The 19,295-nt window shown below is 46.5% G+C and carries 20 protein-coding genes; 17 read left to right on the forward strand and 3 right to left on the reverse strand.

Annotated features, from left to right (window positions below; genetic code table 11):
• Window positions 1–13 precede the first annotated feature (13 nt).
• From MHB43_RS13170 to MHB43_RS13195, 6 genes are all read left to right on the forward strand, one after another.
• The gene (locus tag MHB43_RS13170; RefSeq protein ID WP_017688950.1) at window positions 14–718 is read left to right on the forward strand and encodes a response regulator transcription factor; all 705 of its coding nucleotides are present in this window, start codon (window positions 14–16) and stop codon (window positions 716–718) included.
• On the forward strand, window positions 715–1,755 hold the full coding sequence (locus MHB43_RS13175) for a sensor histidine kinase (RefSeq protein ID WP_405132090.1): 1,041 nt from the start codon (window positions 715–717) through the stop codon (window positions 1,753–1,755). Before MHB43_RS13170 ends, MHB43_RS13175 begins: the two co-directional genes overlap by 4 nt.
• 34 nt (window positions 1,756–1,789) lie before the next feature.
• Complete coding sequence (locus MHB43_RS13180) at window positions 1,790–2,515, forward strand: cytochrome c biogenesis protein CcdA (RefSeq protein WP_339185385.1); 726 nt, start codon at window positions 1,790–1,792, stop codon at window positions 2,513–2,515.
• A gap of 18 nt (window positions 2,516–2,533) precedes the next feature.
• A complete protein-coding gene (locus MHB43_RS13185; protein ID WP_405132091.1) occupies window positions 2,534–3,115 on the forward strand; it encodes a redoxin family protein in 582 nt (193 codons plus the stop codon).
• Between the two features lie 16 nt (window positions 3,116–3,131).
• Window positions 3,132–4,226, forward strand: a complete 1,095-nt coding sequence (msrB, locus tag MHB43_RS13190) for a peptide-methionine (R)-S-oxide reductase MsrB (RefSeq protein WP_405132092.1) — start codon at window positions 3,132–3,134, stop codon at window positions 4,224–4,226.
• Between the two features lie 236 nt (window positions 4,227–4,462).
• Window positions 4,463–6,373 carry an AraC family transcriptional regulator gene (locus tag MHB43_RS13195; protein ID WP_405132093.1) on the forward strand — a complete coding sequence of 637 codons (1,911 nt, stop codon included), beginning with the start codon at window positions 4,463–4,465 and terminating at the stop codon, window positions 6,371–6,373.
• Between the two features lie 129 nt (window positions 6,374–6,502).
• Here the strand turns inward: MHB43_RS13195 and MHB43_RS13200 are convergent, their stop codons facing one another.
• Both MHB43_RS13200 and MHB43_RS13205 read right to left on the reverse strand, forming a co-directional pair.
• Window positions 6,503–7,174 carry a hypothetical protein gene (locus MHB43_RS13200; protein WP_221825024.1) on the reverse strand — a complete coding sequence of 224 codons (672 nt, stop codon included), beginning with the start codon at window positions 7,172–7,174 and terminating at the stop codon, window positions 6,503–6,505.
• Between the two features lie 43 nt (window positions 7,175–7,217).
• Window positions 7,218–7,739: a hypothetical protein gene (locus MHB43_RS13205; RefSeq protein WP_124114211.1), complete on the reverse strand. Its 522-nt coding sequence runs from the start codon at window positions 7,737–7,739 to the stop codon at window positions 7,218–7,220.
• A 228-nt stretch (window positions 7,740–7,967) separates the two neighbouring features.
• Here MHB43_RS13205 and MHB43_RS13210 point away from each other — a divergent pair, with 228 nt between their 5' ends.
• The 5 genes from MHB43_RS13210 (at window position 7,968) to MHB43_RS13230 (ending at window position 11,997) form a co-directional block, all read left to right on the forward strand.
• Window positions 7,968–8,645 carry an SOS response-associated peptidase gene (locus tag MHB43_RS13210; protein ID WP_091016984.1) on the forward strand — a complete coding sequence of 226 codons (678 nt, stop codon included), beginning with the start codon at window positions 7,968–7,970 and terminating at the stop codon, window positions 8,643–8,645.
• A 188-nt stretch (window positions 8,646–8,833) separates the two neighbouring features.
• Window positions 8,834–9,964: an NADH-dependent flavin oxidoreductase gene (locus MHB43_RS13215; RefSeq protein WP_253507786.1), complete on the forward strand. Its 1,131-nt coding sequence runs from the start codon at window positions 8,834–8,836 to the stop codon at window positions 9,962–9,964.
• Window positions 9,965–10,101: 137 nt separating this feature from the next.
• Window positions 10,102–10,869 carry a DeoR/GlpR family DNA-binding transcription regulator gene (locus tag MHB43_RS13220; protein WP_237175822.1) on the forward strand — a complete coding sequence of 256 codons (768 nt, stop codon included), beginning with the start codon at window positions 10,102–10,104 and terminating at the stop codon, window positions 10,867–10,869.
• A 20-nt stretch (window positions 10,870–10,889) separates the two neighbouring features.
• The gene (locus tag MHB43_RS13225) at window positions 10,890–11,348 is read left to right on the forward strand and encodes an OsmC family protein (protein ID WP_405132094.1); all 459 of its coding nucleotides are present in this window, start codon (window positions 10,890–10,892) and stop codon (window positions 11,346–11,348) included.
• Between the two features lie 58 nt (window positions 11,349–11,406).
• Window positions 11,407–11,997, forward strand: a complete 591-nt coding sequence (locus tag MHB43_RS13230) for a DUF2062 domain-containing protein (protein ID WP_074094725.1) — start codon at window positions 11,407–11,409, stop codon at window positions 11,995–11,997.
• Here the strand turns inward: MHB43_RS13230 and MHB43_RS13235 are convergent.
• A complete protein-coding gene (locus MHB43_RS13235; RefSeq protein ID WP_076216157.1) occupies window positions 11,975–12,904 on the reverse strand; it encodes an AEC family transporter in 930 nt (309 codons plus the stop codon). The genes MHB43_RS13230 and MHB43_RS13235 overlap by 23 nt on opposite strands.
• A gap of 214 nt (window positions 12,905–13,118) precedes the next feature.
• Here MHB43_RS13235 and MHB43_RS13240 point away from each other — a divergent pair, with 214 nt between their 5' ends.
• The 6 genes from MHB43_RS13240 (at window position 13,119) to MHB43_RS13265 (ending at window position 19,226) form a co-directional block, all read left to right on the forward strand.
• Window positions 13,119–14,201: a lactonase family protein gene (locus MHB43_RS13240; RefSeq protein ID WP_405132095.1), complete on the forward strand. Its 1,083-nt coding sequence runs from the start codon at window positions 13,119–13,121 to the stop codon at window positions 14,199–14,201.
• Between the two features lie 376 nt (window positions 14,202–14,577).
• Window positions 14,578–15,210 carry a 3-hexulose-6-phosphate synthase gene (gene hxlA / locus MHB43_RS13245; protein ID WP_036670570.1) on the forward strand — a complete coding sequence of 211 codons (633 nt, stop codon included), beginning with the start codon at window positions 14,578–14,580 and terminating at the stop codon, window positions 15,208–15,210.
• Window positions 15,211–15,214: 4 nt separating this feature from the next.
• A complete protein-coding gene (gene hxlB / locus MHB43_RS13250; protein WP_221825015.1) occupies window positions 15,215–15,778 on the forward strand; it encodes a 6-phospho-3-hexuloisomerase in 564 nt (187 codons plus the stop codon).
• A 267-nt stretch (window positions 15,779–16,045) separates the two neighbouring features.
• Entirely contained in the window at window positions 16,046–16,405 is a 360-nt protein-coding gene (locus MHB43_RS13255; RefSeq protein WP_062833989.1) for a helix-turn-helix domain-containing protein, read from the forward strand.
• A gap of 391 nt (window positions 16,406–16,796) precedes the next feature.
• Window positions 16,797–18,599, forward strand: a complete 1,803-nt coding sequence (gene pepF, locus MHB43_RS13260) for an oligoendopeptidase F (protein ID WP_221825014.1) — start codon at window positions 16,797–16,799, stop codon at window positions 18,597–18,599.
• Window positions 18,600–18,710: 111 nt separating this feature from the next.
• Window positions 18,711–19,226, forward strand: coding sequence for a DUF2500 domain-containing protein (locus MHB43_RS13265; protein WP_256704335.1), 516 nt, complete (start codon window positions 18,711–18,713; stop codon window positions 19,224–19,226).
• The last annotated feature ends 69 nt before the right edge of the window (window positions 19,227–19,295 follow it).

Raw genomic sequence — 19,295 nt, forward strand, 5'->3', positions numbered from 1 at the left:
GGGGTGGGTTCGTTTGAATGAATGTGTACTGGTTGCTGATGATGATACCAATATTACGGACGTTTGTCGCAGGTATCTGGAACGGGAAGGTTATCTTGTCGTGACGGCCAAGGACGGTTTGGAGGCTATTGAGCTGTGGCACAGTCAAACACCAAGCTTGATTGTGCTCGACCTGATGATGCCACATAAGAATGGCTGGGAAGTTTGCAACGAGATTCGGCAAACTGAGGATGTGCCCATTGTAATGCTGACGGCCCGTGGTGAGGAACAGGACCGTCTGATGGGACTGACGATGGGGGCGGATGATTATCTGACCAAACCATTCAGTCCGAGAGAACTTGTTTTGCGTGTGAAGGCAATCCTGCGGAGAATGCGAATTGCACAGGCATCACCTGTAACAACATCTGAATATACGATCAATTATGAAGGGCTTACCATTGATTTTACCAAGCGTGAAGTGCACATCAGCGGGCAGGCCATTGAATTGACCGTTACAGAGTTTGAGATGTTGTATTTGCTGGCAAGTCACCCGGGTCAGGTGTTCTCCCGTAACCAGATGTTAAGCAAGATTTGGGATTTTAGCTACGAGGGAGATACAACAACGGTGACTGTACATGTTCGGAGATTACGAGAGAAGATCGAACAGAATCCTTCTGATCCAAAATATATTAAAACAGTTTGGGGCATAGGCTACAAGTTTGCGGGTGGTAGTTCATGAAACTTCGCACATACTTGGTATTGTCCAGTCTCACAGGCATTGGCGTATTATTAATTTGTTTGTTCATCAGTTATTCCAAAATGCTGCTTACGATCGAACAATTGTATTGGTTATCGGCTATAACGGCAGGGGTAGGCTTACTTTCGTTTATTCTTCAATATTTGCTGACTAAGCCATTAGAGAAATCAATTGCGCGAATTACACAGCAGACGATACGAATTGCCGAAGGGGATTTCCATACGGAAGTCCCTCTCATCGGTACGCAGGAATTTAGGCTCCTGGCACAGCAATTTAATGAAATGAGTTCCAAGCTGAAGGAAAGCTTTGATCATCTGCATCACTCAGAAACCGCGAGACGAGAGTTGATCGCCAATGTTTCCCATGATTTACGGACTCCCTTGGCATCCATTCAGTCCTTCGTTGAAGCGTTGGAGGATGATGTCATTAAGGATAAAGAAACCTTTCAACGTTACCTGAACACAATACGACTTGAAACAATGCGTTTGGGAGGGCTTATTCAAGACTTGTTCGAATTATCCAGCCTGGAAGCGCAAGGGGAGGTATTTGTGCCTCAACCTTGTCACGTCGATGAGTTGCTGCTCAGTACGTTGGAGAGTTTTTCGTTTCATCTCGCCGAGAAAACGCTGAATGTTGAAATCGATTTGCCCGATAAATTGCCAGCCGCGGTCATGATGCCTGCACAAATGAAGCGGGTCCTTTCCAATTTGCTGCAAAATGCCATTCAATACTCTCCTATTGAAGGAAAAATCATTCTGGCTGCCGAAGAGAAGGGGCCGTTTATACGAATTTCAGTTACGGATGAAGGGGAAGGCATTGAAGCGGAGGAAACTTCGCGTATATTTGAACGTTTTTATCGAATTGACAAATCACGTAGCAAGAGCAATGGTGGGGCCGGGCTTGGCCTTGCCATCGCTCAATCGATTGTGGAACTCCATGGTGGCGAGATCGGGGTTCAGAGTACAAAAGGAGAAGGAAGCTGCTTCTGGTTCACACTTCCGATCTACGTCAGTCGTTAACCTTGGTTAATCAAACGCAGTATTTATTCAGGTGGTGAATGACTTGACCAGTGATTTAGTATTCCTTTTCGGCGTTTTTGGTGCAGGATTGTTATCGTTTTTTGCGCCATGTATTCTGCCACTGATCCCGGTATACGTATCTTATCTGTCGGGAAGTATGGTCAACGCTACGAATCAGCAACAGCCTGACACCAATTCGGTTCGGTTGCGGTCTACACTTGTTTTGCGGACATTTTTATTTGTTCTTGGGCTGTCCCTGGTATTTGTTTTACTCGGTTTTGGTTCGGGCATCGTTGGTAATTTGATCACAAGTCCTGTGTTTATTGCCATCTGCGGAGCCATCGTGGTGCTTTTTGGGATTTATCAAACCGGGTTGATCCGGCTATCCTGGCTGGAACGGGAGAGAAAGCTGTCAAACAATCAAGCCAAACGGGGAGGGTATGTCGGAGCGTTCCTGTTGGGTCTGACGTTTAGTTTTGGCTGGACGCCTTGTATCGGGCCTGTGCTGGCGGCCATTCTTGGTATCGCCGCAGGAGAAGGCTCTCCACTGTATGGCGGGTTTCTCATGTTCCTGTATACCCTTGGGTTAGCGATTCCCTTTCTGATTCTGTCCGTTTTTTCGGAATATGTTATGAAGCGGATACGTCGTTTATACAGGTACATGGGTGTCATCAAAATAACTTCCGGCTGTATTCTTATTATCATGGGACTATTGTTAATGACAGACCGACTAAACAGTTTGGTGACCTGGTTTCAATAATCATTGGAGGAATTTGGTATGAAGATGGCACGGAAATGGATGGTATCTGTAATCGTATTTGCTGGAGTCCTGTTGATCTTGAGCGGATGTGGATCACAGCAAACTGAATCAAAACAAACGGGGTCATCATCAACCCCAGCATCAACATCCGATATGAGTTCGTCAACGATGATGAACAAGGGAGAGACGGCTCCTGAATTTTCATTGCTTGATCTGAAAGGAAACACGGTTGGACTTTCTGATGTTCAAGGCAAGAAAGTGTATGTGAAATACTGGGCTTCCTGGTGTTCCATCTGCCTTGCGGGTTTGGAAGACCTGAACAATCTAGCTGTTCAAGACAATGATTTTCAAGTCATTACGATTGTGACGCCAGACTACAAAGGGGAGAAATCCTCCCAAGCGTTTACCGAATGGTTTGACCAACAGCCGTATGATAACATAACTGTTCTTTTGGATGAGAAAGGTGTATGGGCCAAGGAATTTGGCGTAAGAGCGTATCCTAGTTCCTTTTATATTGGCTCTGATGGTATTTTAACGAAATCGCAGCCAGGGCATGCATCCAATGAACAGATCATGGAATCATTACAAGAGATTTTGTGAGAAGGGAGGAAGTGTCATGAAAAGGACGCTGCTCGGCTTGTGCCTCCTTGTTATAGCGATAGTTGTGTCTGCTTGTGGAAACAGGGCTGAGAGCCATTCAGCTTCATCTTCATCTTCGATATCCACTCAACCTGTCAAGGCATCGAGTGTCTCCGAGGAAAACCTGAGTAACTTGTACTTGGCAGGAGGCTGCTTCTGGGGTGTGGAGGCATATATGGCTCGTATTCCGGGGGTTCAGGATGTGACTTCCGGTTATGCCAACGGTGAAGGAGAGAATCCAACCTATGAGGAGGTTATTCGCGGGGACCGGGGGTTTGCGGAGACGGTTCATGTAAAATATGATCCGCAGCAAGTTTCTTTGCAGAAATTGCTTGAATCTTATTTTCGAGTTATTGATCCTACCAGCTTGAATAAGCAGGGCAATGATCGTGGCGTTCAGTATCGGACTGGCATATATTATACGTTGCCTGAAGATGCCAAAATCATTGAGCAGGCTGTAGCGGTAGAGCAAGAAAAATATGACCAACCCATTGTAACGGAAGTGATGCCTCTGCAGAATTATTATTTGGCGGAGGAGTACCATCAGGATTATTTGGAAAAAAATCCGAACGGATATTGTCACATTGATATGACTGTCCTGGATGACCTGGAGATTGGAATTGATCCGGCTCAATATCCACGTCCAACAGATGAACAATTAAAGGAACAATTAACAGACGAACAGTATGCGGTTACGGTAAACAATGATACGGAGCATGCGTTCAGTAACGAATACTGGGATAATGAGGAGCCCGGTCTGTATGTGGATATTGCAACGGGAGAGCCGTTATTCACCAGCCTGGATAAGTACGATTCCGGTTGCGGGTGGCCAAGTTTTACAAAACCGATTGTACCTGAGGTTGTTACCTATACAACGGATACGAGCTTTGGGATGGAGCGCACGGAGGTACGAAGCCGGGAAGGTGACATCCACCTCGGTCATGTGTTCGATGATGGTCCCGAAGATCGCGGCGGCAAACGTTACTGCATTAACAGTTCATCGATCCGGTTTATTCCGTTAGACAAGATGGAGGAAGAACGATACGGGTATTTATTGTCTTTTGTCGAGTAGAGAAGGGCAGCTGACTTTATCAAAAGATAATAAGGCCATAATTTTAGAACGGTTGAGATCTCTCTATGAGGGATTTCGACCGTTTTTTGTTCTGCGGCATCTAACAAAAACGGAGGTAGGCTTCTAAGATGGTTCCATCATTGTTATAATTGATAATCATTATCAATTATAGGTGGGTTTTTAGTCACAATGCCAAGGTATTGTGTGTGTTTGATCGCTCAGGAGAGGGAGTTTATATGGGAATTCAGAATGACATCAAGCTGTGGGATCAGGTACAGGTTCGCGTGCTTGATGTGCGTCTTATATCACTCGCAACACACGAGTTCATACGCAATTATGTGTTACCAACCAGTGCATTTGTGTATGTTCAAGGCAGGGGTCAGGTCTGGCTGGATGAAGAGGTATGGACTACAAGCCAGTTCTTGCTGCTGCATGGTGGAAAAGGAAGACGTCTGACACTTGAAGCGACAGGGGTTATGGAGGTACATCTGATTTTGTACAAATCAACCTTGCCCTCCAATGTGCTTGTGGAGTACCGAATGATGTTGAACCAGCGTAATCCGTTTGAAGAGTCTTGGGCGACAGTGCCGGATCATACACTTGAGCTGCGTGAGCTTGTGCGGAATATACATGAATGCTGGTCAGGGCAGGAGCGAGTGGGCAAAATTAAGGTCAAAGTGTATTTTTTTCAACTGGTACAGCTTGTCTTGTTACAGCGGAGTCGCATGTCTAACGAACTTGAACAGCCTTCGCTTACCGATCAGGTTTTGCGATATATCAAAGCTCATTACCGGGAATCCATCTCACTTGATTCGCTTGCCCAGTCCTTGAGTTACAGTCCGCAATATGTATCACGCAAATTCAAGGAACAGACGGGATGTACACCGACAGAATATGTGATTCGGTTACGAATGAGTGAGGCAAGGAGTCTGCTTGCGTCCACAGAAGCTTCATTACAGGAGATTGCTGCGTATGTCGGTTATATGGACCCGTTTTATTTCAATCGTATATTCAAAAAAGAGACCGGTATCACACCGGGGCAATATCGGTTGAAGCAGCAGGAAAACTCGAAATCAGTTTCAAAAAGTACATTAAATGCAACAAATGAATCCATTGTAACAGGAGGGGATGAACGTTATCCTTTAATTGATGATGATAATCATTATCAATATACGGGAGGTGAGGAAATCAACATGTTTAACCATTTTAAATCAGCGATCATGTCGCTTGCGCTTGTACTCACATTGAGTGCTTGTGGAACAGCCCAGCAGGGGGCAGAAACATCCGAAGTTGCGGCTGAACCCGAACAACCGGCAGTCGTGGAGACCCAAATGGTAAATACGACCTTTGGTGAGGTAGAGATTCCTGCACATCCGGAGCGAGTTGCTGCCATAGATTATCTGGGAACGGTGCTTGCTCTTGGTGTCAAACCGATTGGTGGAGGCCAATTTCTGATGAACAGTCCTTATCTGGAAGGTCACTTAGATGGTCTTGAAACGATAGGGGATTCCGTTGAACAATTGATGGAGCTGGAACCTGATCTCATTATTACATTGAATCCGGACAAGGCCGCTTATGAGAAATACAGCAAGATTGCTCCAACCGTTTCGATCGCATCCATCACTTTCCCGACACTCAAGGACGAAGTAAACTATTTCGGTAAAGTCCTTGGCAAAGAAGCGGAAGCAGAGAAGTGGCTGGCTGATTTTGATGAGGAGATTGCCAAAATCAAGCAGGAGGTGCAGAGTGTTGTTCCAGCTGATGCCACATTCTCCGTTATGCAGGAATATGATCGCCAAGTGTTCATTTTTGGCAATCAGTCGGGCCGAGGAGGACGTAACATCTATGAATTGCTTGGATTGCAAGCACCAAAGAACATTCCATCCGAGTTGATGCAGGGCGCTTATCATGAATTCTCCATAGAACTGCTCTACAAATACGCTGGAGATTACATTGTGCTGACCAGCAACTCTCAACTGAAAGACCTTCAGGCAGATCCGATCTGGGGTTCATTGCCTGCTATCAAAAATGGAAATGTGTACATATGGACGGAAGAGCAATCCTGGTTCCGTGATCCGATCGCCTTGTTGAAACAGACACAGGATCTGGCTGAATGGATTATTGGACTTAATACACCGTCTAAATAAGGAACTTCAAAAAACCGTGCCGCCCAGTTTGCTGAGCAGCACGGTTTTCATATTCTTATGTAGGACTGAACAGTAGAGGGGATTAGCTGCCTGTACGGAGATGAAATAACAGTGTGATTACCTAAGAGTTTATTCGCTCTTTGGTTCGTTCTGAATTTCTTGCAGATCCTCCAGCTGGAGTGTAAGGTCATTCTCGGGGTTTGCACTCACAATGACTTCTGACTGTGATTGTTGCTGACCTGGCTGGTTCGACTTGGCGGCAGATTTGATCACGTAGAGACTTTGAACGGAGTTGAGCAGGCTGGCTGGGGTGTCTTCATACGTTTCCAGGAAGAGTACATAGTCTTTGGTAGGAATCAGCTTGAGGTTGTCATCATTAATAATCTCGGTGTTGCCTAGTTGTCCGCCAAGTTGCTTCACTTCAAGTTTTTCCCCGGCAGTGTAACTGCCCTTATAGGATTCAGCGACCTGAATCGTATGGATCGTATAGATTTTGTCAAAGGAAGATGGCTCTCCGCCCGGATCGGACGCGGGATTTAACTCGTTCTCATTGGCAGCATCAGTAACTTGTACAATATCGTTTAAAGCTTCCACACGAGTCTCAACAACACTACCTTTCACAATGGTATTTGCTCTCTCGGACAGGTCGCCAATGCTGGCATAACTCGGGTAATCTTCAGAAGCAATAATGGTCATGGGTGCATCGGATGGGGACGCGGTAGGTGTAACAGAAGAACATCCAACAGCAGATAAAATGAAAATGGAAGAAAGAAGCAGCGTTAATACTCGATTTTTGTTCATGGATAGGAATCCTCCTTGGATTTTGGGATAAGTTCGTAGCAGATTAGTACTTGGATCTTACGTTATTGATATCAAAAGTTTGGGGTTGGGTCATGGAATTGCGGTTGCGGGAGTAAGACATAATGGAAGGACTGCTTGTTGTTGGGTTGTCACCGAGCCATATGGAGTGCCCGAGTTCGTGGACAAATACGCTTTGAATGAAGTTGGATAAGTTGGTTGCGTCAGGGGTGATCGTGGATGCATTGAGTTCGATGCGGAAGCTTACGACTTGACTGCCGGATACAGAGGCGTAGTTGACACCATATGCTGTATTATTGAAGTTTCCTGCGGTGATGGTGTTTGGGGAGTTACTTGTTTTGGTGAATTTAACTTTGGCACCTGCATTGTTCCAGTTGGTAAGGGAAGCGTCCATGGGAGTCTGCCATGCGGAGGCGTAATTATACGTACGAATGGGAATGGTGGTGCTGGGATAACCGTAGGTCAGAAAGGTTGCCGCATAGATGGTACTGCCAAACATCGCAATCGCTGAGAACAACATGATGCTCATCAAAAACTTCCTTTTCATACTTAAAACCTCCAATAAATGTATTTTATTCTCTATTATAGTAACAAGTAATATTGGAGTTGAAATGAGTCCGAGGTCGTTGTTTTTGTTGTGAAAAACATGAAATATATCTTGATCAGACCCTAATGGTGTCAAAATAAGTCATTTTCTGTTCAATGTTCATGCATAATTTCCCTAAAATAACAAACAATACGTTCAACTTCTCACAGGGAAAGGTAGTGCTTGAGCATGTGTAACCGTTTTTCATTGGCAGCCGATTTGGACGAAGTCAGAGATCATTTCAAGATTCAGCGAGTGATGTATTATTACAAAAACCGATACAATATCAGCCCAACCCAGCATACGCCGATTATTTTGCATCAGGATGGTGAGCGTGTACTGGATGAGTTCCGGTGGGGGTTCATTCCATTCTGGGGTCGTGATGCCGTTAACGCAAATCTCATGACGGTGCATGAGAATCCTTCCTATTACAAACTGGTAGAGACCAAGCGCTGCGTCATTCCCTGCAATGGATTATATTACTGGCGGCAAGAGGGCAAAAAAAGTTATGCAGTTCGTGTTGTCATGCCGGATCGCGGTCTGTTCGGTATTGCTGGGTTATATGAGGTGTGGAGAGATACACGGAAAGAGCCGCTTCGGACCTGCACGATGCTTATGACAGGCGCAAACATGGTTACACGCGAGTTTGGCAGTAAAATGCCAGCCATTCTCTCCGAAGAAGAAATCAACACCTGGCTTGACCCGGCTAATACACGCGTGACTCAGTTGTTACCGCTATTGAAATCGTATAACAGTACAGAGATGAATCTGTATCCAGTCACCCCAATGGTCGCCAACGATGAACACGACTGTTACGAATGCGTGGAAGAGATGGATCAGAAGCTGGCTTACGTTCGGAGTTTCTGAATATCCTTTGCATGATGTGAAGAAGATGAAGAGGGCTGAGAGTCTGGAGACACTCTGCCCTTTTTTTTCCTTTCAGAAAATGAAAAGTTGCAATTGCAATGAAACGTAACTATAATCATTACAGTAAGTGAACGCATATATTCATATATCTATTAAAAGAGATATTTATAATCAGGAGGGAACCACGAATGAATCCAAAGTTTAACCAGATGTTTGAACAAGTTTCACTGCCGACTGGTATTACACTGAAAAACCGTATCGTGCTCGCTCCCATGACTCATATGTCCTCGAATGCTGATGGTACGATATCCGACGCTGAACTTGCTTATTATGCACGTCGCACCGGTGGTGCTGGCATGTCAATTACGGCTGTAGGGCATGTAACAGAGCATGGCATTGGTTTCCCAGCTCAATTTGGGGTATATGATGACCGCTTCATTCCTGGACTGAAGAAACTGGCTGATACCATGAAACAACAGGGCTCCGTAGCTGTATTGCAAATTTTCCATGCGGGCCGTTTGACTCCTGAACAAGCTGTACCTGCGGGTCAAGTGGTTGCTCCCAGTGCGGTTGCAAGTGAGCGTCCAGGATCTCCTGAACCAAGAGAATTGACGGATGCCGAGATAACTTCGATTATCAAAGACTTTGGTGAAGCGACACGTCGTGCCATTGAAGCTGGCTTTGATGGTGTTGAGATTCATGGTGCTAATGGTTATCTGATCCAGCAATTCTTCTCCCCGCATTCCAACCGGCGTGAAGATCGTTGGGGCGGAAGTGTAGAGAAACGTCTGACATTCCCACTTGCTGTAGTGGATGAGATTCAGAAAGTGGTTGCCGAACATACCAAACTGCCGTTCATCATTGGTTACCGTTTCTCTCCGGAAGAACCGGAAACACCGGGACTCACAATGGAAGATACGTATGCACTGGTGGATGCGCTGAAAGATAAAAACCTGGATTACCTGCACGTTTCCCTGAACGAATTCTGGTCCAAACCAAGACGTGGCGAAGCAGATACGCGTTCAAGAATGGAATTCATCTTGGATCGTGTGAACGGTAAATTGCCTGTGATTGGTGTAGGTTCGATTCATACCGCAGATCAGGCCGCTGAGGCACTCCAAACGGGAGTACCACTACTTGCCATTGGACGTGAGTTGATTATTGAACCGGATTGGGTTGAGAAAATCGAGAGCGGACGGGAAGAAGATATCGAGACAATTCTGACCCAATCCGATCAGGAACGTCTGGTTATCCCTGACGGGTTGTGGAATGCAATCATCCACACACCGGGCTGGTTCCCTATGGCAGAAGATAAATAAGACACACTTCAGAACTGGAATGGAGGGGGCGAAAGCTCCCTCTTTTTGCACATGGTCCAAATTCTCCTTGTCATCGCTCTGTGGTATGATGGATGAACAGGATTAACTGGATAATCAACGGTTTGGAGTGAAGGAATATGCTCGTAGCTGAACGGTATGAGAAAATAGTGGAATGGGTGGATACGCAAGGCAGCATGCGTGTGACCGAACTTAGTGAGCGCTGCGGAGTGACAGAAGAGACGATTCGTCGTGATCTGGACAAGCTCGAACAGGCGGGCAGGCTCAGACGGTCCCATGGCGGGGCGGTCAGTGTAAAATACAAAGATGAGTTACAGTCTGAGATTCCGTATCCGGAACGGGCTATAGCCCATGCAGAAGAGAAACGCAGAATTGCAAGCGAAGCAGTGAAAATGGTGGAATCCGGCGACCGGATCGCCCTGGATGCAAGTACAACGGCGTGGTATATGGCGGCAGGATTGCCGAACATACCACTGACGGTATTAACCAACTCGATTAAGGTCGCCGCTGAGCTGAGTAACAAGGAACAGATTCGTGTGATTGCCACAGGTGGGCAGCTGGCTTCGAAGTCACTGTCTTTTGTAGGACCGCTGGCAGAACGTTCGCTGGATGCTTATCATGTGGATAAAGTATTCCTGTCTTGCAAAGGAGTGCATCTGACCAAAGGCATCAGTGAATCCAATGAATTACAGGCTTTGGTGAAGCAAAAAATGATCCATATTGCGGATGAGGTCATTTTACTTGCAGATTCCAGCAAATTTAACATACAGGCGTTTACCAGAGTTGCTGAGATGAGCAGTGTGGGCAAAGTGATTACAGATCAGGGTGTTGATGAAGAGCACGTTAGCGCTTTGATCGAACAGAATATTACGTGTATACGTGTGTAAACAAGAAAGGAATGAATGTCATGAAACATCCTTTTCATCTGAAAGCGGTATGGAATGGTGGGCGTAACAGTGAGGGAACAATCGATGCAGGTGGATTAAAAACGGTCATATCGATTCCGCAGGAGATGGGCGGACCCGGTACGGGAACTAACCCAGACGAGATGCTGCTGGGTGCAGCCTCCACCTGTTACCTGATCACGCTGGCAGCGATGCTGGAGCGTTCGAATATTACGCCAGATGAATTAACGCTTGAATCGGAAGCAACGGTAGATGTTACGAATAACGTATTTACGTACGAACGGATCGTACATAGACCCCGGATTGTACTCAGCCAGGATGCTTCAGAGGCGGATCTGATCAAGGCTGAGCGCTTGGCGCATAAGGCTGAATCCTCCTGTATGATCTCCCGAGCGGTGGCAGGTAATGTCCAGATGGAGACACAGCCGGTCATTGTTACTACAGGAGCTAACGCGGTGTGATATACTGAAGAATAGACAATTCAAGTTGTCATTTGTGTAAAATAAGGAGTAATTTGGTATGAACACACAGAAGCGCAAGACTAACCGCTGGGTACGTTTAACACGTGTTATGAAGCTGAATTTTCTCAAATTGTTACGTGCTCCCGGAGGTGCCCATAAAGTATCTACCGGATTTGCCATAGGGTTCGGATTGGAACTGATCGTGATCTCGACCGCTTCCCTGATCTATCTCGTATTTTATCCGATTGTGCGACTGTCTGGGGGTTCGGTGCCAGCAGCGATTGTTGGTAATGTGATCGGGAAACTTACGTTTTTACCTATTATTCTTATGCCACTCGCCAAACAAATTGGCTCATGGATATTGCCTGCTCACAGCATGGGACAGGGACCGGTACATGAGAGTGCATTCATGGAGCTGTTTCGAGGGAACTGGTCGGCCGTGAGTGAATTGTTGCTTGGTGGACTGGATATTCTGGCAGGTATGTCCGTGTTTGGTGTCATTCTGGGTGTGATTTCGTACTTTGTCGTGAAATTCTTCTACGTCAGAGCGCTCAACCGGCGTTATGAACGCCGGCTGGAGAAACGCCGACAAGCGGACATCGCTTCGGTATCACCTCCGGTATTAATCAGGAAGCCATCACAATCATAATGGGCAGCATCAACATGGATGCAGCGGTGGTCCACAGAATACAGCGGGATACAAACTGCGGAGAAGCATTGAACTGTTCAGCCAAAATAACGGCGTTCACTGCGGTTGGCATCGAAGCGAGGATCAGCAGCACACTGAACAACGTACCTTCGACCTGAAGAGCGGTCAGTATCAGGCAGGACAGGATCGGCGCAGCTGCGAGACGGACCACAAGCCCGGTCCAGAAAGCTCGGCGTACATTGGGTAGCCAAGGCACCGTTGCACCTTTTGGTCTGAGCATCTGGGCTCCCAGAATGGCGAGTACGACAGGAGAGTAGCCCGCAGCCAGCATAGAGATCCCTCCATCCAGTGCTTCAGGCAGGCTCAGATTGGATGCACGCAGCGCAATGGCGATGCCGGCAGCATAGATGGATGGCATGCGGAAAACGGACAGGATCGCATCTTTTACCGTGAATTCGGATCTCGCAGCAAAAAAGATACCTACCGTATTAACAATAATCATCTGTCCAATGACGTAGACGGAAGCCTTGTCGAGCCCAAGCTGACCAAAGGCAAGCAGCACAAGCGGGAGCCCGTAATTCACGCAGTTTGTAAACGTGGAGACGAGGGTGAGACCCGCTTTTTCGCTTGCACCCAGACGGAAAATCCGGCTTAACAGCTCGGCGAGGGCCCACAGGGCAATCAGATTAATAATAGAGAACCAGAACGTGCTGGTGACGTCCGTCCAGGTAATCTCTGCATGCAGCAATGTATTGAAGATGAGCGCAGGGCTCAAAATATAAAGGGAAAAGGTCGAGAGCGACCGGGTATCCCAATTTTTGAAGCGTTTTAACAGAATACCTCCAATCACGGGAAGTGAGATCGGCAGGAAGACATGGTATAACGTGAGTAAAAATGAGTGAAGCAATGCAATTCAGTCCCTTCTGGATGAAAAACCAATCTTATCATAGCAGAAGATGCATCTCATATGAATGGATTTCAGTATGATGATGTGTAGTAATCGCCTTGTTTAACTAAGGATTCCCCTGAGGGGCAGCGACAGCGGATTGCTATTTTGATATGGCAGATTTATTATAGAAGAGGTGCAACAAGATTACATACACATAGAGGAGGAAACTGTAATGAGTGAATCAAAACGCTTGCTCGTACTTGCTGGCTCTTACGCCGAAGCGGAAAATGAGGGCATTTATGCATATGAATTGAATGAGGATACAGGCAGCTTGTCCAAGCTTGACGGCATCGCGGGCGTGAAAAATCCAACGTTTGTCAACGTGGATGCTGAAGGAAACAAACTGTATGCGATTGGTGAAACAGCGTCAGCTGAAGGCAACAAAATGTCTGAAGCGGTAGCTCTGAGCATTGATCCTTCTACAGGAAAATTAACGTTGCTGAACCGGAATGACTCCATTTCAGCACCACCATGTCATATCCAGCGTGATCCTTCTGGCAAATACTTGATTCTCTCCAGCTACCACGGCGGCCTGGTAGGTCTGCAAGCCTTGACGGATAACGGTGAAGTTGGAGCGCTTCTGGACGAGAAGAAACATGAAGGACAAGGTGCGCATCCTGAACGTCAGGACAAGCCACATGTTCACTCCGCATTCTTCAGCCCGGATGGAAAATACATGATGGTACAGGATCTGGGCGCAGATAACATCGCGATCTATTCCATTGATGCAGACAAAAATGAGCTTGTGCTGCACAGTGAAACCAAAACACATCCGGGAGCAGGCCCACGTCACTTGGCGTTCCACCCGAATGGTCAATTCGCTTATGTCATCAATGAAGTGGATTCTTCCATTACTTCGTTCCAATATGATGCAGCAGCGGGCACGTTGACTGAATTGTCTACAGTATCTACACTGCCTGATGGATATGATGGCAAAGAAAATACAACAGCAGAAATCACGGTTTCCAATGATGGACGTTATGTATATGGTTCCAACCGTGGACATGACAGCATCGTTGTATTTGCAGTAGATGCAGACAAAGGTCATCTGACACTGGTTGAACATGTATCTGCTGAAGGTGAGCACCCGCGTCATTTTGCTCTGACACCTAACGGCAAATTGCTGATCGCAGCTAACCGTGATACGAACAACCTCGTGACATTCACGGTAGATCAGGACAGCGGACGTCTGAAATACACAGGTCACAGCACAGGTGTATCCAAGCCGGTATGCGTGAAACCTGTATATCTGTAAAATGATAAATTTCTAAACCAGCCCTGGCTGGATTGAAAATGATAAAGATAAAGACCCTGCCATGTGGCGGGGTCTTTTATATTGAATATCTAATGGGATGATTAGGTTGCTGTTCTGCTGTAAGCAGACGTATTGGAATAGAGGATTAATTCTATGTTGGATTCATCTAACAACGAAAAGTTGTCAATAGTATCGCCCAAGTAACTACCCCACTTCAAAGTGCGTACTTCCTGAATGGATAGTCAGAGTCTACAATAAGTGAGTAGCCAAAACAAACACTGCATGCATCTGAACAGACAAATTGGTGCAGGCTAAATATCTGATTATTATTTGTACAGGAACGACTCATACTTGAACAACAAAGGAGAAATAAATGATGAAATTGCAATTGGCGCTTGACTTGGTAAATATCCCTGAAGGTATCGCACTGGTTAAAGAGGTTGAACAATATATTGATATCGTTGAGATTGGTACACCAATCGTTATTAATGAAGGTTTGCACGCGGTTAAAGCGATGAAAGAAGCATTCCCTAATCTGCAAGTTCTTGCAGACCTTAAAATCATGGATGCTGGTGGTTATGAAATCATGAAAGCAGCTGAGGCTGGTGCGGATCTGATCACTGTGCTTGGGGCAACCAATGACAGTACGATCAAAGGTGCAGTAGCAGAAGCGAAGAAACAAAACAAACAAGTTCTTGTGGACATGATCAACGTGCCTAACCTTGAACAACGTGCTCGTGAAATTGATGCGCTTGGCGTAGATTACATCTGTGTACACACAGGTTATGACCTGCAAGCTGAAGGACAAAGCCCGTTCGAAGATCTGCAAACGATCAAAGCAGCTGTGAAAAATGCTAAAACGGCAGTCGCTGGTGGAATCAAGCTGGAAACATTGCCAGAAGTCATCAAAGCACAACCGGATCTGGTTATTGTAGGTGGCGGTATCACAGGACAAGCAGACAAAGCGGCAGTTGCAGCTGAAATGCAACGTCTCGTTAAACAAGGGTAAGCGAATGACCAAAACACAATACGCAGCTGACATCTTGAAGGAGCTGGAACGCACGTTAAGTCAGATCGATGATGCAGAGATGCAAGCGATGGCTGAACATATTCTGGCTGCAGAACAGATTTTTGTAGCAGGAGCAGGACGGTCGGGACTTATGGGAAAGGCTTTTGCCATGAGACTGATGCAGATGGGGCTTCGTGTATATGTGGTGGGCGAGACCGTAACACCTGGGATCAGCTCGAAGGATTTCCTCTTGCTGTGCTCTGGCTCAGGAGAGACAGGCAGTCTGGCAGCCATGGCTCAGAAGGCCAGTCAAGCAGGTGCACCTGTAGGACTCATTACAATTAAGCCAGAGTCCACGATTGGGAAATTGGCGACTACGATAGTGCGCCTTCCGGCTTCAGCCAAAGAGGACACAGCAACTTCCGGAGCGGCAGTAACCATTCAGCCGATGGGCTCGTTGTTCGAACAAGGACTATTAATCGGCATGGATGCTCTCATCCTTACGATGATGGAAATGAAGGGGATGACCGGAGCGGATATGTTTGGCCGCCACGCGAACCTGGAATAGTGAATAGATGAAAGACCGGGATCCTTTGTTTATGAAGGGTTCTGGTCTTTTCTGCGATACATAGTCATTCATCTGTATAGGTTTTATCCGTGATTTTCAGTTAAACTTTGCATCCCGACCAGGCTGTAGTAGAATTAATAGATAGCTGTATCGAATGAATGTACTTTTTACATCATGCATGGAGCGGAAAGCTTACCTCGTGTGAAGTGTCCCCGTGATATGTGTAATATACGCGATATAAGATTGAAGATGAGGGGGCTCGGAGCCATGGCAGCCGAAGTCAAGGAACGGATTAATCTGAAAGAAATCAACTGTGAGAAGGAATTGACCCTTGCGGTGATCGGTGGCAAATGGAAACTGATTATTTTGTGGCATTTGGGTCTGGAAGGCACCAAACGTTTCAGTGAGCTGAAACGCCTAATCCCTCATATTACCCAGAAGATGCTGACCAACCAGCTTCGTGAGCTTGAGGAAGACAAACTTATTGAGCGCAAGGTGTATGCAGAGGTACCTCCTCGGGTGGAATATACGTTGACCGATCACGGTCAGAGCCTGATGCCCGTCCTGCACGCGATGTATAACTGGGGTAAAAATTACGGTGAAAATGTAATCTGGAAAGAAAGCTAAACAAGTTTCTAAGAAAGCTAAATAAGTATGTTCTATAATGAACCGCCGGGTAAATGGATACTTCCATCACCTGGCGTTTTTTTTAGTTACTTTTAAATTTTGGTCAGTGGATCAATAGTTTACTCCAAACGCAGCGGGCAGAAATAGACTTAAGAAGCGAAGCGTTCGCCTTTATCAAGGGATTTTTACCTTTAAAAAAGTGAATCAAAAAATCCGGGGATAACAGCGATCGAAGGGCTATTCTGCCAGCGGAGTAATAAGGAGTAATCCATTTGTCTGCTCTACCATAAATCCATACCAAAAGTCTCATTTTAGGTCATGTCATGTATAGATGAGCGGAATATGATACGATGAGAGATATTGGAAAATGCAAGGAGGATGACAACTAAAGATGGAAAAAATACGTACACGCGCTGAGGTAAATCAGGAAACGACTTGGGATTTGAGAGACTTGTTTGTAACCGATGCAGAATGGGAGCAGGAGCTTCGATCACTTCCACTGGCTGCTGCCCAGATCGAAACGTTCAAAGGACGTCTGGGCGAAGGCGCTGAACAATTGCTGGCTTGTCTGGATGCGCGTGAAGCTTTGCAGGAGCGGATCGGCAAGACGGCTTCTTATGCCCGCTTGAAGCAGTCCGAGGACAGCACCAATCCGGTGAATATTGAGAATTCAGCTAAAGCAGGAGATATCCTATCAAATCTGTCGTCGTCCTTGTCTTTTGTCAATTCGGAGATCATTGATTTGCCGGAGGGAACCGTTGAACGTTACCTTGAAGAACTTCCGGGATTGGAGCCGTATGCACGCAGTTTGGAGCGTTTGATTCGAGAAAAAGCACATCGGCTTACGCCAGAGACCGAGAAGGTACTTGCCTCACTTGGAGAGGTACTGGATTCTCCATACCGTATCTATCTGCGCGGTAAACTGGCAGACATGACGTTTGACGATGCTCTTGATGGAGAGGATAATACTCGTCCACTGTCCTGGTCATTCTACGAAAATAATTATGAGATGTCATCTGATACAAAGCTACGCCGTTCTGCTTATGCTGCATTCAGCTCGACATTAAATGATTACAAAAATACGTTCGCAGAAGGTTATGCAACCGAAGTGAAGAAACAGGTTGTTTTATCCAGGCTACGTGGTTACGACGATGTTACAGATATGCTTCTCAGCCCACAGCAAGTGAGCAAAGAGATGTACAATAATGTGCTCGATATTATCCAGCAGGAACTCGCACCTCATATGCGCAGACTGGCGGCTCTTAAGAAACGTGAGCTGGGTCTGGACAAACTGATGTTTTGTGATCTGAAGGCGCCGCTTGATCCTGAATTTAGCCCTGCCATTACATATGATGAGGCGTGCACACTCATTCGAGAAGCACTTGATGTGCTTGGGCCGGAGTACGGCGAGATCGTAGAGCGAGCATTCCGTGATCGCTGGGTGGATTACGCAGATAATGCAGGCAAATCCACAGGGGCATTTTGCTCCTCCATATATGGTTCACACTCCTATATCTTAATTTCATGGGCAAACAATATGCGCGGAGCATTTACGCTTGCCCATGAAGTGGGGCATGCAGGCCACTTCATGCTTGCGGGACGTTACCAACGGCTCACGAATACACGGCCATCTCTTTATTTTATTGAGGCACCGTCGACCATGAATGAAATGCTGCTGGCAGACCATCTATTGAAGCGTTCCGATAATCCGAGAATGCGTCGCTGGGTCATTTTGCAATTGTTGAACACATATTACCATAACTTCGTTACACATCTGCTGGAAGGTGAGTTACAGCGCAGGGTGTACGCACGCGCAACCAATGATGAGCCCATTACGGCAAAGACGTTGAGTCAGCTCAAGGGAGACATCCTTTCCGAATTCTGGGGACCTGATCTGGTAATTGATGAAGGGGCCAAGCTCACGTGGATGAGACAACCTCATTATTATATGGGACTATATCCATATACCTATGCGGCAGGCTTGACGGCTTCCACAGCGGCTGCACAGCAGATTCGTGAAGAAGGACAGCCTGCGGTAGATCGCTGGCTTGATGCACTCAAAGCTGGTGGAAGTCTCACGCCACAGGAGTTAATGAAGCTTGCGGGTGTGGATATGTCCGGACCTGAGCCGATTCGCTCTGCGGTTGCTTATGTCGGCAGTCTGGTCGACGAACTTGAACGTCTGTATTCCTGATCTGGTTCATATAGTATACGGACAAGGCAGAACGGGTTGTCTGCATGCACCGCCTTCCTTGCGTGGGGGGCGGTGCATCTTATTTTTGCAAGGGGAAAGGAACGATGATGAATGGCGTTAACAAGCGAGTCCTCATCGATGGGCCGATTAAGCGTAGACGGCTTTGGTGTGTTTGACGACATGAATGGAGTACCAGGTTTTGAAGGCAATCAGGGTGGTTTTTTTTCGGGATTTAGTGAGTTTGCTGCAATGAATGCATTTGCTTCGATTTTCATTGGCGCCATATTTCTCATCATTGCGGGAGTTATTGTTTTTGTTATTATTTCAGGCATACGCTCAGGGATGTCAAATAACGCGGCAGCCTTGTTAACCCTGCACTCAACGGTGGTGACCAAACGAACGGAAGTTTCAGGTGGCAGCGGGGATAGCCGTGCGACTACCCGGTATTATGTTACATTTGAATTCGACAATGGGGAGCGCACTGAACTAATTGTTGGCGGAAACCATTATGGCATGATGGTGGAAAATGATCGAGGGATGCTGACGTATCAGGGGACACGATTCAAGCATTTTGAGAGAGATGTACAGCCCCAGTCCGGGGTAAGCAAAGGTCAATTTTATACGTAAAAAAAGAAATGCGGCTCCTCCCAAGTGGGAGAGAGTCGTTTTTGGTATACCCAAAAGAAAGAAATACCG

This window comes from Paenibacillus sp. FSL H8-0317, from assembly GCF_045040685.1.
In the GTDB taxonomy this organism is placed as follows: domain Bacteria; phylum Bacillota; class Bacilli; order Paenibacillales; family Paenibacillaceae; genus Paenibacillus.